The following is a 26,426-nucleotide window of genomic DNA, read 5'->3' on the forward strand; positions in this document are numbered from 1 at the left end:
ATCAGCGTCCTGTTCGCCATGCTCCGCGACGGCACCTTCTACGAAGCCAGAACCCCACGCCACGCTTGACGAAAGACATAGAGGCACCCCCCCGCCGCCTCGCGGAGCGCCCCCTCCCCCCTCCCCACCTGGCCGGAGCGCCCCTCCCCCTCCACCCCACCCCGCGAAGCACCCTCCACTCCACCCCGCGAAGCACCCTCCACCCCACCCCGCGAAGCACCCTCCACTCCACCCCCCGAAGCACCCCCACCCCGCCCAACCCAGCGGAGCGCCCCCCTCCGGTTACTTCAATTCGCGACGAACGGTGACGGAGTGCGTGCGTAATGTGATGTGCTGGAGGTCGTAGCTGACGTACAAGCGCGGCAGGGTGGTGCGGAGCGGTACAGGGCGGGTCATTCGGGCGGCCTCAGGTGCGAGGGCGTCAGGGAGGGGTGCGGGATGAGGTCGGAGCGAGCGGAGCACATCCGGCGCTGGGAGTCGGGGGCACTCGCCCACGCGGTGAACGACCCGTTCGGGCTCGGCCCGCTGCCCTGGCTGCGCGGCAGCGAGCACTACTTCGACGACACCGGACACGTCGTCCCCTGGTACGTGGACCACGCCCCGGCCCCCGGCGCCGCAGGCATCCCGCAGCCGCGCGCCGCGACCCGCCCGCCGAACGGCCTGCGGACCGCCGACGACGTGCACCGCCAGATCAAGGGATTCGCGTCGACCGGCGGCGCCGCCCCCGGCGGTTCGATCGACTTCCATGTGACCGTCGACCCGCCGCAGCAGTTCAGCGTCGACATCTACCGCATCGGGCACTACGCCGGTGACGGCGCCGCGAAGATCACCACCAGCCCCCGCCTCTCCGGCATCGTCCAGCCCACCCCGCTCGCCGCCGACCGCACGGTCTCCTGCCACCACTGGTGGCTGTCCTGGCGGCTGCAGATCCCGAGCTACTGGACCGTCGGCGCATATGTCGCCGTCCTCACGACACCCGACGGATACCGCTCGCACATCCCGTTCACGGTCCGCGACGACGAGCCGGCCGACCTGCTCCTGATCCTGCCGGACATCACCTGGCAGGCGTACAACCTGTACCCGGAGGACGGCCGCACCGGCGCGAGCCTCTACCACGCGTGGGACAAGGAGGGGCGGCTGCTCGGCGAGGAGGACGCCGCGATGACGGTCTCCTTCGACCGCCCGTACGCGGGCGCGGGCCTGCCCCTGCACGTGGGCCACGCGTACGACTTCATCCGCTGGGCCGAGCGCTACGGCTACGACCTCGCGTACGCCGACACCCGGGACCTGCACGCCGGCCGCATCGACCCCACCCGGTACCGGGGCCTGGTCTTCCCCGGCCACGACGAGTACTGGTCCGTGAAGATGCGCCGAGCCGTCGAGCAGGCGCGCGACCACGGCACCTCGCTCGTGTTCCTGTCGGCGAACACCATGTACTGGCAGGTCGAGTTGGCGCCCGCGCCGTCCGGCGTGCCGGACCGGCTGCTCACCTGCCGCAAGCGCCGCGGCCCCGGCCGCTCGGCGCTGTGGCGGGAGATCGACCGGCCGGAACAACAGCTCATGGGCATCCAGTACGCGGGCCGCGTCCCGGAACCGCAGCCGCTGATCGTGCGGAACGCGGACCACTGGCTGTGGGAGGCGACCGGGGCGCACGAGGGCGACGAACTCCCCGGCCTGGTCGCGGGCGAGGCCGACCGCTACTTCCCGCGCACCGCCCTCCCCGAACACCAGCGCCGCATCCTGCTCGCGCACTCCCCGTACCGCGACACCGAAGGGGCCCGCCGCCACCAGGAGACGTCGCTGTACCGGTCGCCGTCCGGCGCGCTCGTCTTCGCGTCCGGCACCTTCGCCTGGTCGCCCGCGCTCGACCGCCCCGGCCATGTCGACACGCGCGTCCAGCGCGCGACCGCGAATCTGCTGGACCGCATCTGCAAGCGCGACTGACCCACCCACCGGCCGTCCCGCACACCGGCCACCGCCACCATCCCCCGGCACCCACCCCGTACCCCTGGCCAAGACCCTTCTCCGCATACGGGAGAATCAAGGCACTTGGACATCACCACGGGAGGAACCGTGTCCGGATTCGTTGAAAAGCCCGAACCGCTCCAGGTTCCGGGTCTGGTGCATCTGCACACCGGCAAGGTGCGCGATCTGTACCAGAACGAGGCGGGCGACCTCGTGATGGTCGCCAGCGACCGTATCTCCGCCTATGACTGGGTGCTGCCGACCGAGATCCCCGACAAGGGCCGGGTCCTCACCCAGCTCTCACTGTGGTGGTTCGAGCACCTGACGCACCTGGCGCCGAACCACGTCCTGAGCACCGAACTCCCGGCCGGCGCACCCGCGGACTGGGCGGGCCGCACCCTCATCTGCAAGCAGTTGCGGATGCTGCCGGTCGAGTGCGTCGCGCGCGGCTATCTCGCGGGCTCCGGCCTCAAGGAGTACGAGGAGTCGCGTACGGTCTGCGGGCTCGCGCTGCCCGAGGGCCTGGCGGACGGCTCCGAGCTGCCCGCGCCGATCTTCACGCCGGCGACGAAGGCGGCGGTCGGCGAGCACGACGAGAACGTGCCGTACGAGGAAGTGGCCCGGCAGGTGGGCGCGGACACCGCCGCGCAGCTACGGCAGAAGACGCTCGCGGTGTACGGGGAGGCCCGCGACATCGCGCGGGACCGGGGGATCATCCTGGCGGACACCAAGTTCGAGTTCGGCTTCGACGGCGAGGTGCTGACGCTCGCGGACGAGGTGCTGACCCCCGACTCGTCCCGCTTCTGGCCGGCCGAGAGCTGGCAGCCGGGCCACCCGCAACCGTCGTTCGACAAGCAGTTCGTACGGGACTGGCTGACGTCACCGGCGGCCGGCTGGGACCGCCACGGCCAGCAGCCGCCCCCGCCGCTGCCGCCGGAGACCGTGGAGGCGACGCGGGCGAAGTACGTGGAGGCGTACGAGCGGTTGACGGGCGCCCGCTGGTCCTGAGCGGCCCCCGCCCCCCGACTCCCGACACGAAGAAGCCCCGGTCCTCGAAAGGATCGGGGCTCTCGTTCTCCTGAGAGACAGAAGAGCGGACGACGAGGTTCGAACTCGCGACCTCAACCTTGGCAAGGTTGCGCTCTACCAGCTGAGCTACGTCCGCATGCGCCGAAGCGCGACCCCCACTATACCCAACCCCGCTCCCGCGCGAGCCGCACCGCCGCATGACGGTTCTCGGCCCCCAATTTGGACGCGGCCGACGACAGATAGTTGCGTACGGTGCCCTGGGAGAGCGCGGCGCGTTCGGCGATCTCCGCGACGGGGGCGCCGTCGGCGGCCAGCTCAAGCACCTCGGCCTCCCGCGCGGTGAGCGGTGAGTCGCCGGCCGCGATGGCGTCGGCGGCCAACTCCGGGTCCACATAACGGTTGCCTGCGTGCAGGGTGCGGATGATCTCGGCGAGGCGCTGGGCGCTGACCGTCTTGGGCACGAAGCCGCGTACGCCCGCGGCGAGTGCGCGTTTGAGGTGGCCGGGGCGGCCGTGGCTGGTGACGATCAGGGTGCGGCAGGCGGGGAGTTCGCTGCGGAGGGATGTGGCGACGCTCACACCGTCGGCGCCGGGCATCTGGAGGTCGAGGACGGCGACGTCCGGGGTGTGGGCGCGGGCCATGGCAAGCGCCTCGGTCCCGGAACCGGCCTGCGCGACGACGACGAGGTCGTCCTCCAGTGCGAGCAGCGCGGCCAGGGCGCCCCGGATCAGATGCTCGTCGTCCGCCAGAAGCAGCCGGATCCTCGGCTGTACCGGGGAAGCCATCACCGCGCCCCTCCGCTCTCGGACACCGGCGCCGTGTCCCCGGCCGCCGCCTGCTCCGCCGCCTCCCGGCGCTGCCGGAGACTCTCCGGTGCGGGCAGCGGAACCTCCGCCACCACCCGGAACACCCGCCCCTCGGCCCCCGCGGTCAACTGTCCCCCCACCCCGCCCAACCGTTCCCGGAGCCCCGCCAACCCGGTCCCCCCACCGGGGCGGGCCCCCGAGGCGGGCACACCGTCACTCTCGACGGTCAGCCGCACCACATCCCCCGCCTTCTCCAACGTCACGGCACAGCGCGAGGCGTCCCCGTGCCGCAGCACGTTCGTCGTCGTCTCGCGGACCACCCAGGCCAGCGTCGACTGGACGGCCGGCGGGAGGCCGGTCGCCGTGCCGGTGACCTCGTACGCGATACCGGCGGCGGTCAGGACGCCCTGGGCCCCGGCGAGTTCGGAGGCGAGGTCCGCCTCGCGGTAGCCGCGTACGACCTCCTGCACCTCTCGCTGGGACTCCCGGGCGATGCGTTGCACTTCGATCATCTGTTCCTCGGCCTCGGGCCTTCCACGGCGGGTGAGTTGCACGGCGAGTTCGCTCTTGAGGGCGATGACGGCGAGGTTGCGCCCGACGACATCGTGCAGGTCACGCCCGAAGCGGAGCCGTTCCTCGGCGACGGCGAGCCGGGCCCGGGTCTCGCGGGCGTCGGCGAGTGCGTAGACGGCGTTGAGCAGCCAGAGGGAGAAGACGGCGGTGGCGGTGAGGGCGCCGCAGCTGAAGAACGCCCCGAGGGCGGTGCCGAGCGCGATGAACGGGCTGCCCGTGAAGCCCAGCGCGATCACCCCGGCGCCCACGGTCGCGGCGCAGACCATGACGAACGCGTTCCGGCTGGTGCGCATCCCGAGCGCCAGGGCGCCGGTGCCGAAGGCGAGGATGCCGAACAGGAGGGTCAGGACGGCCCCGACCTGTTCCGGGTCGTGGCTGCCGTTGTTCGCGAGGGCGAAGGAGACGACGGCGAGGACGGCGGTGACCACGGCGAGCACGGTGACCGCGCGCCGCGGGTCGTCCCGGGTGCCCCGGGCCCAGTCGAGGAGCCGGGACGAGACGATCCCGCAGAGCAGGGCGTGCCCGCACACCAGCAGGAACAGCCAGCCCGCGCGGGGCTGCGGGACGATCCCGAAGGGCACGAAACCGATCGTGAAGATCTCGATCACCGCGAAGAAGTGGAACGACCAGCGGGTGTAGGTCTCGACCTTCGCGGGTGTGCTCTTGCGCCGCCACCACAGGCCCGGTTTCCGCATGCCGCCCCTTTCCTTCCTTCTCCGCCGCCTCGGGCGCCGTCAGTGCCGAGGCTCCCAGCGGAACCACCGACGTACAGCAAACACGGAGAGGGCGATCCAGGCCAGCGCGGTCACGACGGCGCGGATCAGGTCGCCGCCGCCGAGGTCCCCGGTCCAGCCGCCGCGGATCAGCGTCATCACGGGGGTGAGCGGCAGCAGCTCGCAGAAGGTGGCGAGCCGGTCGGGGAGCACTTCGAGGGGGATGATCATGCCGGAGCCGAGCATGGAGATGAACAGCAGCGGCAGGGCGGTGACCTGGGCGCTTTCGGTGGTGCGGCTGAAACTCGCGGTGACGGCGGCGAGCGCGGCGCACACCACGATCCCGGCGAGCAGGCCGAGTACGGCGTACTGGGGTGCCTGCGGGGCGCCCGTGTCGAGGACGAAGCCGCAGCCGACGGCGAGCAGCAGGGACTGCCCGAGCCCGATGCAGACCGACGGCAGGGCGGCCCCGGCGAGGATTTCGTTGTCGCGGAGTTCGCCGGTGCGAAGCCGCTTGAGTACGAGTTCTTCGCGGCGGGCGACGAAGACGGCGGTGAGGGCGGAGTAGACGGCGAAGAGCAGCGAGAAGCCGATCGACGCGGGCAGCAGGACGGTGCCGACGGAGAGGCCGGTCCCTTCGAGGTCCATCTGGTCGGTGGCGGACTTGGTACTGAACGGCAGGATCAGCGGGACGACGAGCGCGGCGAACAGGGTGCCCTTGCTGCGCCCGAGGAGGGTGAGTTCGACGCGGGCGAGCGCGGCCATCCGCCCGGTCGCGGTGGTGGTCGGGCCGCTCTCGGTCCGGGGGGCGTGCGTGGGGGTGACGGTGCTCACAGCGCCGGCTCCTTCTGGGGTTCGTGTGCCTGGCCGGGGACGCTCCGGTCGCCGGCTTCCCGTGCGATCCGCAGGAACGCCTCTTCGAGGGACGCGGAGCGCACGTCGAGTCCGCGCAGTTCGACGCGTTCCCGCTCGGCCCAGACGAGGAGCCGGGTCGCGGCGCGCTGGAGTTCACCGGTCCGCAGCCGTACGGTGCGGCCTTCCGTGTCGTGGCCGCTGACGCCGAGTTCGCCGAGGGGCGGCAGATCGCCGACGAAGTAGCCGTCGGGGAGCTGGAAGGAGATGTGCGAGGGCTGGGCGGCGACGACGTCGGAGACGGTGCCTTCGGCGGCGATGCGGCCTTCGTGGAGGATCGCGAGCCGGTCGGCGAGGTCTTCGGCCTCTTCGAGGTAGTGCGTGGTGAGCAGCACGGTGGTGCCCTGGTCGCGCAGTTCGCGGACCAGCTCCCAGGTGGCGTGGCGCCCTTCGGCGTCGAGCCCGGTGGTGGGTTCGTCGAGGAACAGCACCTCGGGCCGGCCGAGCAGGGCGAGCGCCAGGTCGAGGCGGCGCCGCTCTCCGCCGGAGAGCTGCTTGACGCGGACGCCGGTACGCCGGTCGAGGCCGACGAGCGACAGGGCCTCCGCCGGGGGCCGGGCGCCGCTGGTGCAGCCGGCCCACATACGGGCGGTCTCGCCGACGGTCAGTTCGGAGGGGAAGCCGCCTTCCTGGAGCATCACGCCGATGCGGTGGCGTACGGCGCCGCGCTCGGTGTACGGGTCGTGGCCGAGCACCCGGACCCGTCCGCCGGCGGGTGCGGCGAGCCCTTCGAGGATTTCGACGGTGGAGGTCTTGCCGGCGCCGTTGGTGCCGAGCAGCGCGAACAGCTCGCCCCGGCCCACGGAGAAGGAGACGCCGCGTACGGCTTCGAATCCGCCCCCGTAGACCCGGCGCAGCTCGGAGACGTCGATCACGCGCTCGTCGATGTCGGTAGTCATGTACCGAGCTTCCCCGGCCGACGGGCGCGCGAGCAGTGCGGGGTGTCACCGGCCCGCATGACAAATGTCAGAGACCCCGGAACCACCGGCGAAGAAAAACGGGGATACGAAGGCATACGAAAAGGCCCCGATCGTGATGACCGGGGCCTTTGTCGAGAGCGGACGACGAGGTTCGAACTCGCGACCTCAACCTTGGCAAGGTTGCGCTCTACCAGCTGAGCTACGTCCGCATTGCCTCCGACCGGCTTTCACCGGTCGGCGCGAGCACCACCCTACCTGATCCACTTTCATGGTCGGTAAGAGATGCGGAGCGGGTGACAGGGATCGCACACTGCGCCTTCCCCCTGGAAGGGGGATGTTCTACTACTGAACTACACCCGCACGCTCCGTGAGGTGGGCTTTTCCGCCCCGCCCCTCGGCGTGCTCCAGACTCTAGCTGATCAGCCGGGGTGCAACGCAAGTCGGCTGCCCTGTCAGGCAAGTCGGTTGCTCCGCCCGGCGGATGGGGGAGCGCCGGCGACATCGACGGAGAGGATCACTCGACGGAGCGGGGTGCGGAGCGGACGCGAATCAGTTCGCGGCGTCGAACGCCTCGTACACCCGCTTGGGGATCCGGCCGCGCGGCGGTACGTCCATCTTGTGCGAGCGGGCCCAGGCGCGGACGGCGGCCGGGTCGGGGCTCACGGCGGTGTGCTTGAAGACCCGGGCGACCTTGCCGGTCTTCGGCTTGCGGCCCGCGCTGACGTAGGGCGCGAGGGCCTTACGCAGTTTCTTGGCATTGGCTGGATTGAGGTCGATCTCGTACGACTTGCCGTCAAGGCCGAAGGCGATCGTTTCCGCCGCTGTTCCGCCGTCGATGTCGTCAGAGAGAGTGACCACGACACGCTGCGCCACGAATATCGGTCCCTTCGTGCGACATCTCGCCCTTGACGTGCGGTGATGTCGACTGTCCGGCTGGTGAGCCAAAGTATCGGCTATTGCCAATTCATTTGTACAGTGCCTGGCAATGAATTGTGAAGCCCTGTTAAATCCGTCCGCGTGTCCGATGCATTGCGGATCCGAGATTTTTCCCAGGATTTTCCGTGAAGACGGCCCATGGGTGCGGGGCGGGTGCCACCGGGCGTGATGGCGGTCACGTGGGAAGCTACGAATCTACGCGAGTAGAAATTTTGGGCCGGTAGTCTGAACGAACCAGCTCAGCACCACACACCGGGAGTGCCAGTGGCACGCGTCGTAGTCGACGTCATGCTCAAGCCGGAGATCCTCGACCCCCAGGGCCAGGCGGTGCAGCGGGCACTGCCGCGCCTGGGCTTCGACGGGATCGCCGACGTACGTCAGGGAAAGCGCTTCGAACTTGAGGTCGACGGGCCGGTCGATGACGCGGCCCTCACCCGTATTCACGAGATGGCGGAGACGTTCCTCGCCAACACCGTGATCGAGGACTTCGTCGTAAAGGTCGAGGAGTCGAAGTGACAGCTCGTATCGGAGTCGTCACCTTCCCCGGCACGCTCGACGACCGCGACACTCAGCGCGCCGTCCGGGTGGCCGGTGCGGAAGCGGTGCCGCTCTGGCATCGGGACAAGGATCTGAAGCAGGTCGACGCCGTGGTTCTGCCCGGCGGATTCTCGTACGGCGACTATCTGCGGGCCGGTGCCATCTCCCGGTTCTCGCCGGTCATGGAAACGATCATCGAGCAGGCGAAGGCCGGAATGCCGGTGCTCGGGATCTGCAACGGTTTCCAGGTGCTCACCGAGACGCATCTCCTGCCCGGTGCCATGCTGCGGAACAACCATCTCCACTTCATCTGCCGGGACCAGCGGCTCCGCGTCGAGACGGCCGCCACGGCCTGGACCGCGGACTACACGGCCGGGCAGGAGATCTCCATCCCGCTCAAGAACATCGACGGCCGCTATGTCGCCGACGAGCGGGTCCTCGACGAGCTGGAGGCCGAGGGCCGGGTCGCCTTCCGCTATCTGGACGTGAATCCGAACGGTTCGCTGCGCGACATCGCCGGCATCACCAACGCCGCCGGCAATGTCGTCGGCCTCATGCCGCACCCCGAGCACGCGGTCGAGCCGCTGATCGGCACCGGCCGCACCGACGGCCTCGGATTCTTCACCTCGATCCTCAAGAACCTCGTGGCGAAGGGGGCAGCGGCATGACGCTGGACACGGTCAAGCACGCCACCGGCACCCCGGAGACGGCCCTCCCCTGGCGGGACCTGGGCCTCAAGGAGGACGAGTACGCGCGCATCCGCGAGATCCTCGGCCGCCGCCCGACCGGCGCCGAACTCGCCATGTACTCGGTGATGTGGTCGGAGCACTGCTCGTACAAGAGCAGCAAGGTGCATCTGCGGCAGTTCGGCGAGAAGGCACCCGACAACGACGCGATGCTCGTCGGGATCGGCGAGAACGCGGGCGTGGTCGACGTCGGCCAGGGGTACGCGGTCACCTTCAAGGTCGAGTCGCACAACCACCCCTCCTACATCGAGCCCTACCAGGGCGCCGCGACCGGTGTCGGCGGCATCGTCCGCGACATCCTCGCGATGGGCGCGCGCCCGGTCGCCGTGATGGACCCGCTGCGGTTCGGCGCGGCCGAGCACCCGGACACCAAGCGGGTGCTGCCCGGTGTCGTCGCGGGCATCGGCGGCTACGGCAACTGCCTGGGCCTGCCGAACATCGGCGGCGAGGTCGTCTTCGACCCGTGCTACCAGGGAAACCCGCTGGTCAACGCCCTGTGCGTGGGCGTCATGAAGCACGAGGACATCCACCTCGCGAAGGCGTCGGGCGCGGGCAACAAGGTCATCCTGTACGGGGCGCGGACCGGCGGCGACGGCATCGGCGGTGTGTCCGTGCTCGCCTCCGAGACCTTCGACTCGACCGGCCCTTCGCGGCGCCCGGCCGTGCAGGTCGGCGACCCGTTCCAGGAGAAGCTGCTCATCGAGTGCACCCTGGAGATCTTCCGCGAGAAGCTGGTCGACGGCATCCAGGACCTCGGCGGCGCCGGTCTGTCCTGCGCGACCAGCGAGCTGGCGAGCGCCGGCTCCGGCGGGATGCGGGTCGAGCTGGACACCGTGCCGCTGCGTGACGCGACCCTCTCGCCCGAGGAAATCCTCATGAGCGAGTCGCAGGAACGCATGTGCGCGATCGTGGAGCCCGGCAAGGTCGACCGCTTCCTGGAGATCTGCGAGAAGTGGGACGTCATCGCGACCGTCATCGGTGAGGTGACGGACGGCGAGCGCCTGGAGATCTACTGGCACGGCGAGCAGATCGTGGACGTACCGCCGAGGACCGTGGCGCACGAGGGCCCGGTGTACGAGCGGCCGTACGCGCGCCCCGACTGGCAGGACACCCTCCAGGCCGACGACGCGAACAAGCTCCCGCGCCCGAAGACAGGCGACGAGCTGAAGTCGCAGGTCATGAAGCTGGTGGCGTCGCCGAACCAGGCGTCGAAGGCGTGGATCACGGACCAGTACGACCGGTTCGTGCAGGGCAACACGATCCTCGCCCAGCCCGAGGACTCCGGCATGATCCGCATCGACGAGGACACCAACCTCGGCGTCGCGGTCGCCACGGACGGCAACGGCCGGTACGCGAAGCTCGACCCGTACGCGGGCGCGCAGCTCGCGCTCGCGGAGGCGTACCGGAATGTGGCGACGAGCGGTGCGAAGCCGCTGGCCGTCTCGGACTGCCTGAACTTCGGCTCGCCCGAGGACCCGGCGGTCATGTGGCAGTTCGCCGAGGCCACGCGCGGGCTCGCGGACGCCTGCCAGATCCTGGGCACGCCGGTCACGGGCGGCAATGTGTCGCTGTACAACCAGACCGGCGAGACGGCGATCCACCCGACGCCGGTCGTCGCGGTACTCGGCGTCATCGACGACGTCTCGCGCCGTACACCGGTCGCCTTCCGCGAGGAGGGCCAACTGCTCTACCTGCTCGGCGACACCCGTGAGGAGTTCGGCGGTTCGGCCTGGTCACAGGTGGTGCACGAGCACCTGGGCGGGCTGCCGCCCGTGGTCGACCTGGAGCGGGAGCGGCTGCTCGGCGAGATCCTGATCTCCGCGTCCCGCGACGGCATGGTCGACGCGGCGCACGACCTGTCCGACGGCGGCCTGATCCAGGCGGTCGCGGAGTCGTGTCTGCGCGGCGGGAAGGGTGCCCGGCTGGTCGTACCGGACGGTCTCGACGCCTTCACCTTCCTGTTCTCGGAGTCGGCGGGCCGCGCGGTCGTGGCCGTGCCGCGCTCGGAGGAGCTGCGGTTCAACGACATGTGCGGGGCGCGCGGGCTGCCCGTGACCCGCATCGGTGTCGTGGACGGGGACGCGATCGAGGTGCAGGGCGAGTTCGCGCTGTCGCTGGCGGAGGTGCGGGAGGCGCACGAGGCGACGATTCCGGCGCTGCTGGCCTGAGCCGCGCCTGCCGTCGAGCCTGAGCTGATCCGACGGGCCCCCGTTCCGCTTTGTGCGGGGCGGGGGCTCTGTCGTGCCCGCACGAGGGTGGGTTGAGGTGGCTCGGTTGCACGAAATTACGTAGTTACGTATCTTGGCGGGCATGGAACTGGAGGCGCGGGTCGCCGCGCTGGAGGCGCGTCTCGCGATCCTGGAGACGGCGGCGGCGGAACGGACCGTTCCGGACCGTCCTCGCCTGGCCGAGGGCGACTTCTGGGCGCTGGAGGGGTTCAAACGGCAGCTCTCCGAGATCGGCGCGGCCGACGGAGGCGTGCTGTTCACGGGGGCGGTACGGCTGCCGACCGGGGAGTGGTACGAGTGGCAGTACGGGGCACTCACGGAGCCGCTGTTCGCCGAGCGACCGGACGATGACGGTGACGGTGAGGGTGACGGTGGCGATGAGGACGGCTCCGACTGGTCCGCCGCCGCCGAACCTCTCGCCGCCCTCGGCCACCCCGTACGCCTCCGGCTGCTGCGCGAGATCCTCGGCGGCCGGCGGACCGCGGCCGAGCTGACCGAACTCGAAGGGCTCGGCACGACCGGGCAGATCTACCACCACCTGCGCCAACTGACCGGCGCGGGCTGGCTGCACACCACGAGCCGGGGGCGGTACGAGGTGCCGGGCACCCGTGTGGTGCCCCTCCTCGTGGCGTTGACGGCCGCCCGCCCATGACCCCTGGAGAGGGCGAGATGTCCGTACGGACACGGAAACTGCTGATGGTCGCGTACCGCGTCCTGCTGATCGCCCTGGTCGCCCTGATCCTGGGCAGCTTCGTGGTCGACCGCCTGGGCGAGGCGCCGTACCCGAGGATCTGGCTCGGCCTGGGCGCGGCCCTGGTAGTGGTCATCGTCCTCCTGAGGAGCGGAATGAAGAGCCTGCGCCCGGACGCGAACCGGCCGCCGGTGGAGGTCCTGGCCCCGGTCACCGGCCGCTGGACCGCGCTCAACAGCCCGGCCGACAAGGTCCCGAGCCATGGCACACACGGGTACGGGCAGACGTACGCGATCGACATCGTCGCCGAACCGGAACCCGGTGACGGCCCCGCCCGCCCCGGGTTCGCCTGGGTCTGGCCACCGGTCCGCCGCAGCGACGCCTTCCCCGCGTACGGCGCCCCGCTGCTCGCGGTCGCCGACGGCACGGTCGTCCACGCGTCGGACAACCAGCGCGACCACCTGAGCCGGAACTCCCTGCCGATGCTGGCGTATCTGCTGCTCATCGAAAGCACCCTGCGCGAGATGGGCGGCGCGGGACGGATCGTGGGCAACCACATAATCCTGGACCTGGGAGACGGCACCTACGCGATGTACGCCCACGTCCGCCAGGGCTCCCTCCAGGTCCGCGCGGGCGACCGCGTCCGGGCGGGCCAGGAGATCGCGTCCTGCGGCAACTCGGGCAACTCAACAGAACCCCACGTCCACTTCCAACTGATGGACACCCCGGACCTGGACACGGCCCGGGGTGTCCCGTTCACCTGGCGGGGGATCGGGGTTCCGTCGAACGGGGAGACGTTCATGGCGGAGGGGGTTCGTACGGTCAACGCCGCACTCCACGACGACGTAGCCCGTGTGAGACGACTCGAAGCCGCCGAGAGGCTGGCGGCGCGCGGCGCACGCGGAGAGTTCGATGCCGCCGCCGCGCACGACGCTGCCAAACGCGCCCGGCGGCAAGCCTTCGAGTGATCACGTATCTCTTGGACACCTCGGCGCTTTGGCATTTCTTCCGCACCCCGGGCGTCTTCCACATCTGCGAGCCCACCCGAGCCGAATTTCTCTACTCGGCCACGAGCCCGTCCCACCGCCGTCCACCACCGGCATACCGTGCTGCACATCGACAACGACTTCCCGTGCGTGGCCACCGTGCTCAAGGAAGTGGATCAGCGCGACGTACGGCACTGATTCCCTGACTACCCTCACCCCCATGCCTCCCGTCAAAAAGCGCCCCCGTTCCTATGACCCCCGCAAGATTCGGGCCGCCGTGTTCGGGCAGTTCGGGGCCGTGCGGGACGGGGTGCGGGGGGTGGGGGACGAGGTGTTGGGGGCCCGGTCCGGGGTCGGGGAGTGGAGTGTGCGGGACCTGGTCGCGCATGTCGCCATGGCGCTCGGTGGGGTGGAACGGGCGCTGGACGCCGTGGGGGCGGGGGATCGGGGGCGGCCCGAGGTCGGATTGCTGGACTGGCCGTTCGCGACCGGGCGGTACGCCGATGGGATCGATGAGGACACCCGTGCGCTCGGAGCACGGCATCCCGATCTCGACGCCCTGTTCGGCGAGGTCGGTGGGCGGGTCGCCGCGCGGCTCGACGAAGGGCCGGGTACCCGGCTGGTCAGGCCCCGGATGGGCACCATGACCCTGGACGACTACCTGGTCACCCGTACCGTCGAACTCGTCGTCCACACCGACGACCTCAACCGCGCCACCGGGCTCGCGATCCCCTTCGACCGGCAGGCGCTCGCCGCCGCCGTCCGGCTGCTCGCCGACGCGCTCGCCGTGAAGGCGCCGGGCGGCTCTACGGAGGTCCGGATTCCGCCGTACGCCGTGGTGCAGTGCGTCGAAGGACCCCGGCACACCCGCGGCACCCCGCCCAACGTCGTGGAGACCGACCCGCTCACCTGGATCCGGCTCGCGACCGGGCGGACGGACTGGGCGACCGAACGCGAGGCGGCCACCGTGAGCGCCAGCGGCGAGCGGGCCGACCTGTCCGCATTGCTCCCGATTCTGAGGTGAACCCGGGCGGGCAGGGGAACCGATCCCCCCGCCCGCCCCGTCAGACCGGCATGTACACGCAGCGTCCGACCCTCATCAGCACCGTCGGCACCCTCGCGGCAGCGGGCCTCCTCACCGCCTGCGGGACCGCGACCGGTGACGGCTCCGGCGCGGGCTCCGGCACCGTCGACACCTCGCTGCCCCTCACCGGCGTCCACTGGAATGTGCGCGATCTCACGGTGGCCGGGAAAACGTACAAAGCACCCGACGGCAGCCACGTCCGCATCGAACCCGACGGAACGACCTCCGGCACCCTCGGCTGCAACCGCTTCCACAGCACCGCCGAGATCAAGGACGGCACCGTCAGCTTCGGCGACACGGCGACCACCCAGATCGGCTGCCCGAAGCAGATGATGGCCTACGAGGAACTGCTCGCGAAGGCCCTGGGCGCGGGCAGGCTCACGGCGAAGGTCGCGGCCGGCACCCTCACCCTCACCACCCCGGACGGCGACCGCATCGCCCTCACCGAGGAGAAGCCGGCCCCGCTCACCGGCACCGAATGGACCGTGACCTCGCTGGTCAGGAACGAGACCGCGACCTCACTCCCGAAGGACGCCGACGGCAAGGCCCACCTGACCTTCAGCAAGAACGGCAAGGAGGCCAAGGACGGCAAGGAAGCCAAGGTCACCGGCACCCTCGGCTGCAACCGCGTCTCCGCCACCGCGAAGATCACCGACGGTCACCTCACCCTGTCCCGCCCCATCACCACCCGCATGATCTGCCCCGAACCCGTGATGAAGGTCGAACGCGCCCTTCTGCGCCTCTTCGACGGCAAGCAGCTCACGTACGAACTGAACCACCGCGGCCTCACCCTCACCGCCCCGGACGGCACCGGAATCGCCGCCACGGCCGGAAAGACGGCCACCCCGGCAAAGTGATTCCGCTTACGGAAACCGTCCCCAATTCGGACCGGTGGTCGATCTCGCCTACACTCGGTGCCGTGCCACGTGGTGACGGTCGACTCAATCACGATCTGCTCCCCGGCGAGAAAGGCCCCCAGGACGCTTGTGGCGTCTTCGGAGTCTGGGCCCCGGGTGAAGAGGTCGCAAAGCTCACGTACTTCGGGCTCTACGCCCTCCAGCATCGGGGCCAGGAATCCGCGGGAATCGCGGTCAGCAACGGCTCCCAGATCCTCGTCTTCAAGGACATGGGCCTGGTCTCCCAGGTCTTCGACGAGACCTCCCTCGGCGCCCTCCAGGGCCACATCGCCGTGGGCCACGCCCGCTACTCCACCACCGGAGCCTCGGTGTGGGAGAACGCGCAGCCGACCTTCCGTGCCACCCCGCACGGCTCCCTCGCCCTCGGCCACAACGGCAACCTGGTCAACACGGCCCAGCTCGCCGAGATGGCCGCGGCCCTCCCCGCGCCCGAGACGGTCAGCCGCTCCGGCCGGATCGCCGCGACCAACGACACCGACCTGATCACCGCCCTCCTCGCGGGCCAGACGGACACCGGCGACGCGGACGGCAAGCCGCTCACCGTCGAAGAGGCCGCGGCCAAGGTCCTCCCCGAGGTGAAGGGCGCCTTCTCCCTCGTCTTCATGGACGAGCACACCCTCTACGCCGCCCGCGACCCGCAGGGCATCCGCCCGCTGGTCCTCGGCCGCCTGGAGCGCGGCTGGGTCGTCGCGTCGGAGTCCGCCGGACTCGACATCTGCGGTGCGACCTACGTCCGCGAGATAGAGCCGGGCGAGTTCGTCGCCGTCGATGAGAACGGCATCCGCACCTCACGCTTCGCGGAAGCAAAGCCCAAGGGCTGTGTCTTCGAGTACGTGTATCTCGCCCGCCCCGACACCGACATCGCCGGACGGAACGTCTATCTGTCCCGCGTGGAGATGGGCCGCCGCCTCGCCAAGGAGGCCCCCGTCGACGCCGATCTGGTGATAGCGACACCGGAGTCCGGCACCCCCGCCGCGATCGGCTACGCGGAGGCGTCGGGCATCCCCTTCGGCTCCGGCCTGGTGAAGAACGCGTACGTCGGCCGGACCTTCATCCAGCCCTCGCAGACGATCCGCCAGCTCGGTATCCGCCTCAAGCTGAATCCGCTCAAGGAAGTCATCAAGGGCAAGCGCCTGATCGTCGTGGACGACTCCATCGTCCGCGGCAACACCCAGCGCGCCCTCGTCCGGATGCTCCGCGAGGCCGGCGCCGCCGAGGTCCACATCCGGATCTCCTCGCCGCCCGTGAAGTGGCCCTGCTTCTTCGGCATCGACTTCGCGACCCGCGCCGAACTCATCGCCAACGGCATGACCGTCGACGAGATCGGCAAGTCGCTCGGCGCCGACTCCCTCCACTACATCTCCCTCGACGCCATGATCGAGGCCACCACCATCGACAAGCCGAACCTCTGCCGTGCCTGCTTCGACGGCGAGTACCCGATGGAGCTGCCCGACCCGCAGCTGCTCGGCAAGCAGCTCCTGGAGACCGAGCTGGCCGCCGGTCCCGCCGCCACCGCGGCGGTCGACGCGCTGCGCCGTCCGTAGATGTACGGCACCGCACGTCCCGTACGACCACGACTCCTTCCTACCGGACGACACGAAAGCTCTCCCAGCCATGTCTGAGACCACCGGTGCCAGCTACGCGAGCGCGGGCGTCGACATCGAGGCGGGCGACCGCGCCGTCGAGCTGATGAAGGAGTGGGTGAAGAAGACGCGGCGCCCCGAGGTACTCGGCGGCCTCGGCGGATTCGCCGGGCTCTTCGACGCCTCCGCCCTGAAGCGGTTCGACCGGCCGCTGCTGGCCTCGGCCACGGACGGCGTCGGCACCAAGGTCGACCTCGCCCGGCAGCTCGGCGTGTACGACACCATCGGCCACGACCTCGTCGCGATGGTGATGGACGACATCGTGGTGTGCGGCGCCGAACCGCTCTTCATGACCGACTACATCTGCGTCGGCAAGGTCCACCCCGAGCGGGTCGCCGCCATCGTCAAGGGCATCGCCGAGGGCTGTGTCCTCGCCGGCTGCGCCCTGGTCGGCGGCGAGACCGCCGAACACCCTGGCCTCCTCGGCCCGGACGACTTCGACGTCGCGGGCGCCGGTACGGGCGTGGTGGAGGCCGACGCGCTGCTCGGCCCGGACCGTATCCGTACGGGTGACGCGGTGATCGCGATGGCGTCCTCCGGGCTTCACTCCAACGGGTACTCGCTGGTGCGGCACGTCGTCTTCGACCGCGCCGGGATGCGCCTGGACCAGCAGGTCGAGGAGTTCGGCCGGACTCTCGGCGAGGAACTGCTGGAGCCCACCAAGATCTACTCCCTCGACTGTCTGGCGCTGACCCGGACGGCCGAGGTGCACGCCTTCAGCCACATCACGGGCGGCGGACTCGCGGCGAACCTCGCCCGGGTGATCCCCGACGGCCTGCACGCCACCGTCGACCGCACGACCTGGACCCCGGCCCCCGTCTTCGACCTCGTCGGCCGCGCGGGCCAGGTCGAACGCCTGGAGCTGGAGAAGACCCTCAACATGGGCGTCGGCATGATGGCGATCGTCCCCGAAGACTCGGTGGACGTGGCACTGACCACCCTCGCGGACCGGGGTGTGGACGCGTGGGTGGCGGGAACGATCACCGACCGCGGCACACACACGACGGGCGCGGCCCTCAGCGGTGACTACGCCCGTTAGCCCGCGCCAAGAGGCGCACGAGGCAACACTGAACCCGGTCCGGCGTGATGGCCCCGGACCGGGTGAGGTGCTGCGCGAACCGCAGAACTGCGAAGGGCGCTGCTACGTCAAGCGCCGCGACGTCGTGATGACGGACCTGACTCGTCGGCCGATCCCGACTCGTCGTCGTCATCGTCGTCGTTGTACAGATCCGCGTACTGTGCGTACGGGTCGTCGTCCTCGTCGTCGTCCTCGAACGGCTCGCCGTTCGGAGGCTGACTCGAAGTCGATGCGCCCAGCTCGTTGGCCAGACGCGACAGGTCAGTCCCGCCGCTGTTGTACTTCAGCTGGCGGGCGACCTTCGTCTGCTTGGCCTTGGCCCGGCCGCGCCCCATGGCTCGACCCCCTCGGTGACAGGGCTCGACGGCCCCAGAGTCTTGACACGCGTTCATGATCTCGAACGGGCTCTCCGTGGAGAGACCGGTCCGTAGGGCTTCCACGGTACCTGCTCCTGCGGCCATACGGTACGTCGCCCGCAGCAGCCGCGTGTGCGCAGAACCTGCGAGGCGCCCCGTCCTCGCTGGTCAACCGCGATTTTAACCTCTTCTTGGCGGACGACCCGCCGACGGGGGTGAGTCTTGTCTCTCACCCCCGGTCGGCGGGTCCCTGACAACGTCGTTCACGGGCCCGAAGCGGCCCCGGAGCGTCAGGGGCGACGCGCCTCGGCCATCCGCTGTTCGGCGATCCGGTCGGCCGCGGCGGCCGGCGGAATACCGTCTTCCTTCGCACGAGCGAAGATTCCGAGCGTGGTGTCGAAGATCTTCGCGGCCTTCGCCTTGGACCGGTCGAAGTCGAAGCCGTGCAGCTCGTCGGCGACCTGGATGACCCCGCCCGCGTTCACCACGTAGTCCGGCGCGTAGAGGATCCCGCGGTCCGCGAGGTCCTTCTCGACGCCCGGGTGGGCGAGCTGGTTGTTGGCGGCGCCGCAGACCACGGTGGCGGTCAGCGCGGGCACGGTGTCGTCGTCGAGCGCCCCGCCGAGCGCGCAGGGCGCGTACACGTCCAGGCCCTCGGTACGGATCAGGGCGTCCGTGTCGGCGACGGCGGTGACCTTGGGGTGCCGCTCGGTGATCCGGCGTACCGAATCGGCGCGGACGTCCGTCACGACGACCTCGGCGCCGTCTTCGAGCAGGTGCTCCACGAGGTGGTGGCCGACCTTGCCGACGCCCGCGATGCCGACGGTCCGGCCGCGCAGCGACGGGTCGCCCCAGAGGTGCTGGGCGCTGGCCCGCATGCCCTGGAAGACGCCGTACGCGGTCAGCACCGACGAGTCGCCCGCGCCGCCGTTCTCGGGGGAGCGGCCGGTCGTCCAGCGGCACTCTCGGGTCACGACGTCCATGTCGGCGACATAGGTGCCGACGTCGCACGCGGTGACGTAACGGCCGCCGAGCGAGGCCACGAACCGGCCGTAGGCGAGGAGCAGTTCGGTGCGCCGCTCGCCCTGGATGCTCTGCGAGTCGCCGATGATGACGGCCTTGCCGCCGCCGTGGTCGAGCCCCGCCATGGCGTTCTTGTACGACATCCCGCGCGCGAGGTTCAGCGCGTCCGCGACGGCCGCTTCCTCGCTCGCGTACGGATAGAAGCGGGTGCCGCCGAGCGCGGGGCCCAGGGCGGTGGAGTGCAGCGCGATGACGGCCTTGAGGCCGCTGGCACGGTCCTGGCAGAGCACGACTTGCTCATGGCCCCCCTGATCCGAGTGGAACAGGGTGTGCAGGACGCCGGTGGTTACGTCGGTCACTGTGGTGACTCCCAGGTAAGTTGCGGCGGTTGGAGCCGGCGCCCGTGGGGGTGGTCGGGTCCGGTGGTCATGAGGGTAGAGCCTGATGGGGTGGTGATCCGCCTAGTGCTCAGGATCTCTCATCGGCGTGCTCAGGATCACCCTCGCGCGGCCTAGGGGGTCTCTGATGGATCTCCGTGGCGTCGCGACGCCCGGCACGCACTCTCGCCGCACCGCACGAAAGCCCACGTACGCCCAGTACGCGGACTTCCGCGCGGCACACCGAGAGCACGCACCGAACGCCGCTCCTTCACCCACGGAAATCCATCAGAAACCCCCTGGGCGGGGGCGCTCGCCGGATGCGGGCATGGCACGATTTGCAGTGGTTTCCCGCCGGGTTTCCGAGCCGGTCCGCGGGGGAGGGAGCAGGGGTGCCCAAGGTGTCCTCGGTGATCGTGCCGTACGCGTCCTATCTGCGCGTGTACGAGCCGCTGGCCGCCTTCCCCGAGCCGGAACGCAGCCACTGGGCGAAGTACGCGCGGCGCACCGACCGCCCCTCGTACCAGGACGAACTGCGCCGCTCGCTGACGGATTTGCTGCCCACGCCGCCGGTGCCGGTGCCGGTGCACGAGAGTGACGACGCGTTCGTCGCGCATGTCGACGGTGTGGTGTGCGTGTGCCCGTGGCGGACCCGGCTGCGCGGCTGGCAGGCGCTGGGCGAGCTGGCGGGCCAGTTCCCGCCGCGGGTCCTGGACGCGGTGCTCCCCCCGGTCGTACGCCGCCAGACGACCGACGACTACGAGCGCTGGCTGGCCCGCAACCCCGACGCGCGGCCGTGGATCCGGACGGCGACCTGGCAGGTGCCGCTCAACTGGTTCGTGCTGGTCTCGGACGGTGAGCGGGAGTACCGGGCGGCGGGGGAGGGTGACGGGGGCGACGGGGGTGGCGGGGGTGGCGCGGAAGAAGGTCCCGTAGGTCCCGAAGATCCCGTGACGGGCGTCCCGGGGGCGCCGGTGCTGCGGTACCGGACGCCGATGGTGCAGGCGCGGCGGCGGGTCGCACGTGGCCTGAAAGCGCTCAAGGAAGCGCTCGACGAGGGTCCCATGATCGACGGCCTGGTAGATGTGGGGAGCTGGCTGGAGGAATTCCACCCGCGTTCCCTGGTCGAGCTGGACTACGGCGGCCTGGTGCACGCGCTGCCCGCGGCCCAGCTCGACGACGACCACTCGGCGGCGGACGTGGCCGAGGGCATCCAGGCGCTGCGCACCGGGGACGGGGCCGGCGCGGGCGAGGCGTACGCGCGGCTCGTGGAGCGCTGGCGGGCGGTGCGGGACCGGCAGTCGGCGAGCTGACCGGCGGTCCGGTGGTCCGGTGGTGGCCGGGAAGTGGTGCCGGGCGGCCCTGACAGTGCGCAGTCCGTCGGATACGGGACGTAGGTCCCGATCCGGGCCTTTGCGTCAAGCGTGCCAAGCGTGATGGACCGCACTTACCGGGGCCTTGCGCCCATCACCCCTCCTCGTGCCAAAATAGGACAAGGAGTCCGGGGAGGGCTCCCTCCGTCCCTATATGGGACGGAATGCTCTGCATTGCACGCTATGGGGGGTCTGATGACTCCTGATCACTCTGTGACTGATCGTCACTGGGGTGTGACTGTCCGCTATGGCATGGTCCATCGGCTTCCGTCGCTGATGAACACCTGGGAGGGCAATTCCATCGGTTTGGCCGACGCGGCTGGACAGATGGTGTAGTTGTAGTGCCGAGGACAAGCCGTTCGTCCTATAACCGACTCGACCCGCGTCCGCCATTTCGGGCAACGCGGGTCAAGGTGCAGAATTTAGAGGAAAGAACCGAGAAGGTTCGGTTCATCCGAGGAGGCCGCTCATGACCGCTCGCACCCCTGATGCCGAGCCGCTGCTGACCCCGGCTGAGGTCGCCACGATGTTCCGCGTCGACCCGAAGACGGTCACGCGCTGGGCGAAGGCTGGCAAGCTCACGTCGATCCGCACGCTCGGCGGGCACCGCCGCTACCGCGAGGCGGAGGTCCGTGCTCTGCTCGCGGGCATTCCGCAGCAGCGCAGCGAGGCCTGACCACGCACAACTCGGGCATTTCCGCCGGGTCCCCCACCCGGTGCTCGTCCGACACTCAGCTCCACACGACGCGGGTCCTGCCCCAACAGGACCTACGCCCCAGCACTTGGGCTTGATCGCGACAAGGGTGCGTCGTTCATCGCGCTGGACTCCGCCGGGTCCAGCGCGATTTTTTTATGCCCGCGCGCGGCTCTCGTACCGCCTGTTCGTGGGTCTGTGCGGGGTGGTTGTGGGGCCCCGGCGGGGCTTGTGCGGGTGCTCTGAGCGACCTTGTCGGAGTCTGAGGGGTGCGGGTGGATGGAGGTGCAATTGCACATATTAAATTGACTCGTTGTAGGTGAGGCGTAAGTAAGGCGGTTTTCAAAACTTGTTCGGTGACGCCTGTCACACGCTCAAGTCCTTGTTGCGGGGCGGGTAGTTGCGCTATAGGGGAAACGGGCGGGCGGCGCTGAAGGTTCCCGCCGCCCAGGACCTCCACGAACAGCACACACGTTTAAGGCCCACACCCGGGGGGTGTGGGCCTTGCTGCGGTCCTGACGGGATTTGAACCCGCGGCCTCCACCTTGACAGGGTGGCGAGCACTCCAAACTGCTCCACAGGACCTTGCTTCGCGGTACTCGTCGCGGTGTTGGCCGCTGCGTTGTTCCGCGAGACGAGACTGTACAGGAGGGCAGGCCATGCGGTCGAACTCACCGCCGGTGAGGGCTCCGTCACCGCTCCCCGGCCCGTATCCCGGCCCGCTCCCGGCCTGTTTCGCGGTTACGGGGCCGCCGCGTCTATCGCCTTCACGATCCGCTTGTCCGACACCGGATACGCCGTGCCCAGCGCGTGCGCGAAGTAGCTCACGCGGAGTTCCTCGATCATCCAGCGGATGTCCAGCACCTGCTGCGGCACCGGCCGTCCCGACGGGAGCTGTTCGAGCAGCCACGCGTACTCGTCGCGCATCTCGCGGACCTTCTCCATCCGCGTGGTGTCCCGCTGGACGTTCGTCGGCATCTGCTGGAGCCGCCGGTCCGCCGCCACCAGATAGCGCATCAGGTCCGGCAGCCGCCCGACGCCCGTCTCGGTGACGAAGCCGGGCTTCACCAGGCCCGCGAGTTGTTCCCGTACGTCCGCGAGGTTGGCGAGCAGCGCGGGGCTCCTGGTGGCCTTCAGGCGCCGCTCACAGGACTGCCAGGCGGCCAGCACCTGCTGGACCTGCCCGACCGTGCGCACCGTCGTGTCGACGATGTCGGCGCGCACCTTCTCGTACAGCTTGCGGTAGGACTCCTCGTCCCAGGCCGGGCCGCCGAAGTCGGCGATCAGGCGGTCGGCCGCCGCGGTCGCGCAGTCGTCGAAGAGGGCCTGCACCGAGCCGTGCGGGTTGGCCGAGAGCGCCAGTTTCTGCGCGTTGGTGAGCTTGTCCGACGCGAACTTCGCCGGGTTCACCGGGATGTTGCGCAGGATCAGCCGGCGGGTGCCCCGCCACATCGCGCGCTGCTGCTCGGCCTCGGTGTCGAAGAGCCGTACGGAGACCGTGTCGCCGTCGTCCACCAGCGCCGGGTACGCCTTCACGGGCTGTCCGGCCCGCCGGGTCTCGAACAGCCGGGTCAGGCTGCCGATGGACCAGTCCGTGAGGCCCTTGCGCTCGATGGCCTCGCCGCCCGTGCGCTCCGCCGTGGCCGCGGCGGCCTGGGAGATGGCCTGGCGCGCCTTGGGCCGCAGCCGCAGCCTCAGCGCCTCCAGATCCTTGTCCTCGGCCTCCCTGGGGTCGCCCGCCAGCTTGCGGCGCCGCTCGTCGACGATCCGGAACGTGATCCTCAGATGGTCGGGGACCTTCGCCCAGTCGAAGTCGTCGGCGGTGACCGGGACGCCGACCATGCCCTTCAGCTCGCGGGCCAGTGTCACCGTCAGTGGCTCCTGGAGGGGCACCGCGCGCGCGAGGAACCTGGTCGCGAAGTTCGGCGCCGGGACGTAGTGCCGGCGGATCGGCTTCGGGAGGGAGCGGATCAGCTCGGTGACGACCTCTTCCCGCAGGCCCGGGATCTGCCAGTCGAAGCCCTCGTCCGTGACCTGGTTGAGGACCTGGAGCGGGACGTGCACGGTGACGCCGTCTGCGTCCGCGCCCGGCTCGAACTGGTACGTCACGCGGAAGCTGAGCGGGCCCTGCCGCCAGGTGTCCGGGTAGTCGGCCTTGGTGACCGCCTCCGCCGACTCGCGGATGAGCATCTCGCGCGCGAAGTCGAGCAGTTCGGGTTCCTCGTGGCGCCGGTGCTTCCACCACGAGTCGAAGTGGGCGCCGGACACCACATGGTCGGGTACGCGCTGGTCGTAGAAGTCGAACAGCGTCTCGTCGTCCACCAGGATGTCGCGGCGGCGGGCCCGGTGCTCCAGCTCCTCGACCTCGGTGAGGAGCTTGCGGTTGTCGGCGAAGAACTTGTGGTGGGTGCGCCAGTCGCCCTCCACGAGCGCGTGCCGGATGAACAGCTCACGGCTCGCCTCGGCGTCGATCCGGCCGTAGTTGACCTTCCGGTGGGCGACGATCGGCACGCCGTACAGCGTGACGCGCTCGTACGCCATCACGGCCGCCTGGTCCTTCTCCCAGTGCGGCTCGCTGTACGTGCGCTTGATCAGGTGCTGGGCGAGCGGTTCGATCCACTCGGGTTCGATCTTCGCGTTGACCCGCGCCCACAGGCGGGACGTCTCCACCAGCTCCGCGGACATGATGACCTTGGGCTGCTTCTTGAAGAGCGCCGAGCCGGGGAAGACGGCGAACTTGGCGCCGCGCGCGCCCAGGTACTCGTTCTTGTCGGTGTCCTTGAGGCCGATGTGCGAGAGCAGTCCGGCGAGCAGCGAGGTGTGGACGGACTGCTCGGGCGCGTCGTCCTCGTTGACATGGATGCCCATCGTCTTCGCGACCGAGCGCACCTGCGCGTAGATGTCCTGCCACTCCCGGATGCGCAGGAAGTTCAGGTACTCCTGCTTGCACATGCGGCGGAACGAGGACGAGCCCCGCTCCTTCTGCTGCTCTCGGACATACCGCCACAGATTGAGGAAGGCGAGGAAGTCGCTGGTCTCGTCCTTGAAGCGGGCGTGCTGCTGGTCGGCCTGCGTCTGCTTGTCGGCGGGGCGCTCGCGGGGGTCCTGGATGGACAGGGCGGCAGCGATGACCATGACCTCGCGGACACAGCCGTTCTTGTCGGCCTCCACGACCATGCGCGCGAGGCGCGGATCGACCGGGAGCTGCGACAGTTTTCGGCCAAGTGCGGTGAGCCGTTTGCGGTGGTCCTTCTCCTGCGGGTCCAGCGCGCCGAGTTCCTGGAGGAGTTGGACGCCGTCCCGGATGTTGCGGTGGTCCGGCGGGTCGATGAAGGGGAACTTCTCGATGTCGCCGAGGCCGGCCGCGGTCATCTGGAGGATGACGGACGCCAGGTTCGTACGGAGGATCTCGGCGTCGGTGAACTCCGGGCGGGCGAGGAAGTCGTCCTCGGAGTACAGCCGTACGCAGATGCCGTCGGATGTCCGTCCGCAGCGGCCCTTGCGCTGGTTGGCGCTCGCCTGGCTGACCGCTTCGATCGGCAGCCGCTGGACCTTGGTGCGGTGGCTGTAGCGCGAGATACGGGCGGTGCCCGGGTCGATGACGTACTTGATGCCCGGGACAGTGAGGGAGGTCTCGGCGACGTTCGTGGCGAGGACGATGCGGCGACCGCTGTGGCGCTGGAACACGCGGTGCTGCTCGGCGTGCGACAAGCGCGCGTAGAGGGGCAGCACTTCGGTGAACCGCAGGTTCTTCTTGGTGAGCGCGTCGGCCGTGTCGCGGATCTCGCGCTCGCCGGAGAGGAAGACCAGGATGTCGCCGGGTCCTTCGCCCTGAAGCTCGTCCACGGCGTCACAGATGGCGGTGATCTGATCCCGGTCGACGTCCTCGGAATCGTCTTCCAGGAGCGGCCGATAACGCACCTCTACGGGGTACGTACGCCCGCTGACCTCGACGATGGGGGCGTCGCCGAAGTGCCTCGAAAAACGCTCCGGGTCGATCGTCGCCGAAGTGATCACGACCTTGAGGTCGGGCCGCTTCGGGAGGAGCTGGGCGAGATAGCCGAGCAGGAAGTCGATGTTCAGGGACCGCTCGTGGGCCTCGTCGATGATGATCGTGTCGTACGCGCGCAGCTCGCGGTCCGTCTGGATCTCGGCGAGCAGGATGCCGTCGGTCATCAGCTTGACGAAGGTGGCGTCCGGGTCCACCTGGTCGGTGAACCTGACCTTCCAGCCGACTGCCTGGCCGAGCGGGGTGTCCAGCTCGTCGGCGACGCGCTCCGCGACCGTGCGGGCGGCGATACGGCGGGGCTGGGTGTGCCCGATCATGCCGCGGACGCCGCGCCCCAGCTCCAGACAGATCTTGGGGATCTGCGTCGTCTTGCCGGAGCCCGTCTCGCCGGCGACGATCACGACCTGGTGGTCACGGATCGCCGCGAGGATGTCGCCCCGCTTCTGGCTGACCGGAAGTTCTTCCGGGTACGTGATCTCCGGGACCCGGTCCGCGCGGCCGGCCATCCGGGCCTCGGCCTTCGCGACCTCCGCCTCGATCTCGGCGATGACGGCGGCGCGGGCGTCGGGTTTACGGATCCGGCGCGCGCCTTCGAGCCTGCGGCCGAGTCGGTGCGCGTCGCGCAGGGACAGCTCGGACAGGCGGGGGGCGAGGGATCCAAGAGCGAGGGCAGGCTGCGTAGACATACGGCTCCCAGGATCGCACCTCGCGGAAAGTGGTGGCTAACCGTTTTGGGGGGGGGTGCCTCTATGTCTTTCGTCAAGCGTGGCGTGGGGTTCTGGCTTCGTAGAAGGTGCCGTCGCGGAGCATGGCGAACAGGACGCTGATGC

At 69.9% G+C, this 26,426-nt stretch carries 21 protein-coding genes, 4 tRNA genes and 1 pseudogene; 14 read left to right on the forward strand and 12 right to left on the reverse strand.

Going from position 1 to position 26,426, the window contains the following annotated elements; all coding sequences use genetic code 11:
* Window positions 1-438 precede the first annotated feature (438 nt).
* Together ACIQNU_RS43495 and ACIQNU_RS43500 are read left to right on the forward strand one after the other, a co-directional pair.
* The gene (locus ACIQNU_RS43495; RefSeq protein ID WP_401378205.1) at window positions 439-1,944 is read left to right on the forward strand and encodes a N,N-dimethylformamidase beta subunit family domain-containing protein; all 1,506 of its coding nucleotides are present in this window, start codon (window positions 439-441) and stop codon (window positions 1,942-1,944) included.
* Between the two features lie 129 nt (window positions 1,945-2,073).
* The gene (locus ACIQNU_RS43500) at window positions 2,074-2,973 is read left to right on the forward strand and encodes a phosphoribosylaminoimidazolesuccinocarboxamide synthase (protein ID WP_401378207.1); all 900 of its coding nucleotides are present in this window, start codon (window positions 2,074-2,076) and stop codon (window positions 2,971-2,973) included.
* 84 nt (window positions 2,974-3,057) lie between these two features.
* On the opposite strand, the gene ACIQNU_RS43505 is transcribed toward ACIQNU_RS43500, so the two are convergent.
* From ACIQNU_RS43505 to ACIQNU_RS43540, 8 genes are all read right to left on the reverse strand, one after another.
* A tRNA-Gly gene (locus ACIQNU_RS43505) sits at window positions 3,058-3,130 on the reverse strand.
* Window positions 3,131-3,152: 22 nt separating this feature from the next.
* The gene (locus ACIQNU_RS43510; protein ID WP_401378209.1) at window positions 3,153-3,779 is read right to left on the reverse strand and encodes a response regulator; all 627 of its coding nucleotides are present in this window, start codon (window positions 3,777-3,779) and stop codon (window positions 3,153-3,155) included.
* Window positions 3,779-5,068, reverse strand: a complete 1,290-nt coding sequence (locus tag ACIQNU_RS43515) for a sensor histidine kinase (protein WP_401378212.1) — start codon at window positions 5,066-5,068, stop codon at window positions 3,779-3,781. Before ACIQNU_RS43515 ends, ACIQNU_RS43510 begins: the two co-directional genes overlap by 1 nt.
* 39 nt (window positions 5,069-5,107) lie before the next feature.
* Window positions 5,108-5,851, reverse strand: coding sequence for an ABC transporter permease (locus ACIQNU_RS43520; protein WP_401378252.1), 744 nt, complete (start codon window positions 5,849-5,851; stop codon window positions 5,108-5,110).
* 65 nt (window positions 5,852-5,916) lie between these two features.
* Complete coding sequence (locus ACIQNU_RS43525; RefSeq protein ID WP_401378214.1) at window positions 5,917-6,897, reverse strand: ABC transporter ATP-binding protein; 981 nt, start codon at window positions 6,895-6,897, stop codon at window positions 5,917-5,919.
* Between the two features lie 157 nt (window positions 6,898-7,054).
* Window positions 7,055-7,127: transfer RNA gene (locus tag ACIQNU_RS43530), tRNA-Gly, on the reverse strand.
* Between the two features lie 79 nt (window positions 7,128-7,206).
* Window positions 7,207-7,278 (reverse strand) — tRNA-Gly (locus tag ACIQNU_RS43535).
* A gap of 189 nt (window positions 7,279-7,467) precedes the next feature.
* On the reverse strand, window positions 7,468-7,791 hold the full coding sequence (locus tag ACIQNU_RS43540) for an Lsr2 family protein (protein WP_401378217.1): 324 nt from the start codon (window positions 7,789-7,791) through the stop codon (window positions 7,468-7,470).
* Between the two features lie 327 nt (window positions 7,792-8,118).
* On the opposite strand from ACIQNU_RS43540, the gene purS reads away from it, so the two are divergent.
* From purS to purM, 10 genes and pseudogenes are all read left to right on the forward strand, one after another.
* Window positions 8,119-8,370 (forward strand): phosphoribosylformylglycinamidine synthase subunit PurS, encoded by a 252-nt coding sequence (gene purS / locus ACIQNU_RS43545; protein ID WP_401378219.1) that lies wholly within the window; start codon window positions 8,119-8,121, stop codon window positions 8,368-8,370.
* Window positions 8,367-9,059 (forward strand): phosphoribosylformylglycinamidine synthase subunit PurQ, encoded by a 693-nt coding sequence (purQ, locus tag ACIQNU_RS43550; RefSeq protein WP_401378222.1) that lies wholly within the window; start codon window positions 8,367-8,369, stop codon window positions 9,057-9,059. The genes purS and purQ overlap by 4 nt, the downstream gene beginning before the upstream one ends.
* Window positions 9,056-11,305: a phosphoribosylformylglycinamidine synthase subunit PurL gene (gene purL, locus ACIQNU_RS43555; protein ID WP_401378224.1), complete on the forward strand. Its 2,250-nt coding sequence runs from the start codon at window positions 9,056-9,058 to the stop codon at window positions 11,303-11,305. Before purQ ends, purL begins: the two co-directional genes overlap by 4 nt.
* Window positions 11,306-11,447: 142 nt before the next feature.
* Window positions 11,448-12,017, forward strand: a complete 570-nt coding sequence (locus ACIQNU_RS43560) for an ArsR/SmtB family transcription factor (RefSeq protein WP_401378226.1) — start codon at window positions 11,448-11,450, stop codon at window positions 12,015-12,017.
* Between the two features lie 17 nt (window positions 12,018-12,034).
* Complete coding sequence (locus tag ACIQNU_RS43565; protein ID WP_401378228.1) at window positions 12,035-13,024, forward strand: M23 family metallopeptidase; 990 nt, start codon at window positions 12,035-12,037, stop codon at window positions 13,022-13,024.
* Window positions 13,021-13,240 (forward strand): annotated as a pseudogene (locus ACIQNU_RS43570) (hypothetical protein). Before ACIQNU_RS43565 ends, ACIQNU_RS43570 begins: the two are co-directional and overlap by 4 nt.
* A gap of 22 nt (window positions 13,241-13,262) precedes the next feature.
* Window positions 13,263-14,066 (forward strand): sterol carrier family protein, encoded by an 804-nt coding sequence (locus ACIQNU_RS43575; RefSeq protein ID WP_401378231.1) that lies wholly within the window; start codon window positions 13,263-13,265, stop codon window positions 14,064-14,066.
* 50 nt (window positions 14,067-14,116) lie between these two features.
* A complete protein-coding gene (locus tag ACIQNU_RS43580) occupies window positions 14,117-14,983 on the forward strand; it encodes an META domain-containing protein (protein WP_401378234.1) in 867 nt (288 codons plus the stop codon).
* 62 nt (window positions 14,984-15,045) lie between these two features.
* Window positions 15,046-16,587, forward strand: a complete 1,542-nt coding sequence (purF, locus tag ACIQNU_RS43585; protein WP_401378237.1) for an amidophosphoribosyltransferase — start codon at window positions 15,046-15,048, stop codon at window positions 16,585-16,587.
* 70 nt (window positions 16,588-16,657) lie between these two features.
* The gene (gene purM, locus ACIQNU_RS43590) at window positions 16,658-17,725 is read left to right on the forward strand and encodes a phosphoribosylformylglycinamidine cyclo-ligase (RefSeq protein ID WP_401378239.1); all 1,068 of its coding nucleotides are present in this window, start codon (window positions 16,658-16,660) and stop codon (window positions 17,723-17,725) included.
* Window positions 17,726-17,832: 107 nt separating this feature from the next.
* On the opposite strand, the gene ACIQNU_RS43595 is transcribed toward purM, so the two are convergent.
* Window positions 17,833-18,099: a DUF3073 domain-containing protein gene (locus ACIQNU_RS43595; RefSeq protein ID WP_401378242.1), complete on the reverse strand. Its 267-nt coding sequence runs from the start codon at window positions 18,097-18,099 to the stop codon at window positions 17,833-17,835.
* Between the two features lie 311 nt (window positions 18,100-18,410).
* A complete protein-coding gene (locus ACIQNU_RS43600) occupies window positions 18,411-19,502 on the reverse strand; it encodes a Leu/Phe/Val dehydrogenase (RefSeq protein ID WP_401378244.1) in 1,092 nt (363 codons plus the stop codon).
* Between the two features lie 410 nt (window positions 19,503-19,912).
* Here ACIQNU_RS43600 and ACIQNU_RS43605 point away from each other — a divergent pair, with 410 nt between their 5' ends.
* Both ACIQNU_RS43605 and bldC read left to right on the forward strand, forming a co-directional pair.
* On the forward strand, window positions 19,913-20,833 hold the full coding sequence (locus tag ACIQNU_RS43605; protein ID WP_401378247.1) for a hypothetical protein: 921 nt from the start codon (window positions 19,913-19,915) through the stop codon (window positions 20,831-20,833).
* Window positions 20,834-21,362: 529 nt separating this feature from the next.
* The gene (gene bldC, locus ACIQNU_RS43610; protein WP_003949541.1) at window positions 21,363-21,569 is read left to right on the forward strand and encodes a developmental transcriptional regulator BldC; all 207 of its coding nucleotides are present in this window, start codon (window positions 21,363-21,365) and stop codon (window positions 21,567-21,569) included.
* 528 nt (window positions 21,570-22,097) lie between these two features.
* Here the strand turns inward: bldC and ACIQNU_RS43615 are convergent.
* Both ACIQNU_RS43615 and hrpA read right to left on the reverse strand, forming a co-directional pair.
* Window positions 22,098-22,172, reverse strand: a tRNA-Asp gene (locus tag ACIQNU_RS43615).
* 156 nt (window positions 22,173-22,328) lie between these two features.
* A complete protein-coding gene (gene hrpA, locus ACIQNU_RS43620; RefSeq protein WP_401378250.1) occupies window positions 22,329-26,282 on the reverse strand; it encodes an ATP-dependent RNA helicase HrpA in 3,954 nt (1,317 codons plus the stop codon).
* Window positions 26,283-26,426: the final 144 nt, after the last annotated feature.

The organism is Streptomyces sp. NPDC091292 (assembly GCF_044757265.1).
GTDB lineage: Bacteria > Actinomycetota > Actinomycetes > Streptomycetales > Streptomycetaceae > Streptomyces.

Bases quoted from the DNA above. Each gene is read 5' to 3' on its own strand.
- ACIQNU_RS43520 (WP_401378252.1), bottom strand. From the start codon at position 5,851: ATGGCCGCGCTCGCCCGCGTCGAACTCACCCTCCTCGGGCGCAGCAAG.
- ACIQNU_RS43515 (WP_401378212.1), bottom strand. From the start codon at position 5,068: ATGCGGAAACCGGGCCTGTGGTGGCGGCGCAAGAGCACACCCGCGAAG.
- bldC (WP_003949541.1), top strand. From the start codon at position 21,363: ATGACCGCTCGCACCCCTGATGCCGAGCCGCTGCTGACCCCGGCTGAG.
- ACIQNU_RS43565 (WP_401378228.1), top strand. From the start codon at position 12,035: ATGTCCGTACGGACACGGAAACTGCTGATGGTCGCGTACCGCGTCCTG.
- hrpA (WP_401378250.1), bottom strand. From the start codon at position 26,282: ATGTCTACGCAGCCTGCCCTCGCTCTTGGATCCCTCGCCCCCCGCCTG.
- ACIQNU_RS43510 (WP_401378209.1), bottom strand. From the start codon at position 3,779: ATGGCTTCCCCGGTACAGCCGAGGATCCGGCTGCTTCTGGCGGACGAC.
- ACIQNU_RS43495 (WP_401378205.1), top strand. From the start codon at position 439: ATGAGGTCGGAGCGAGCGGAGCACATCCGGCGCTGGGAGTCGGGGGCA.
- purM (WP_401378239.1), top strand. From the start codon at position 16,658: ATGTCTGAGACCACCGGTGCCAGCTACGCGAGCGCGGGCGTCGACATC.
- ACIQNU_RS43580 (WP_401378234.1), top strand. From the start codon at position 14,117: ATGTACACGCAGCGTCCGACCCTCATCAGCACCGTCGGCACCCTCGCG.
- purL (WP_401378224.1), top strand. From the start codon at position 9,056: ATGACGCTGGACACGGTCAAGCACGCCACCGGCACCCCGGAGACGGCC.
- ACIQNU_RS43525 (WP_401378214.1), bottom strand. From the start codon at position 6,897: ATGACTACCGACATCGACGAGCGCGTGATCGACGTCTCCGAGCTGCGC.
- ACIQNU_RS43575 (WP_401378231.1), top strand. From the start codon at position 13,263: ATGCCTCCCGTCAAAAAGCGCCCCCGTTCCTATGACCCCCGCAAGATT.
- ACIQNU_RS43560 (WP_401378226.1), top strand. From the start codon at position 11,448: ATGGAACTGGAGGCGCGGGTCGCCGCGCTGGAGGCGCGTCTCGCGATC.
- ACIQNU_RS43595 (WP_401378242.1), bottom strand. From the start codon at position 18,099: ATGGGGCGCGGCCGGGCCAAGGCCAAGCAGACGAAGGTCGCCCGCCAG.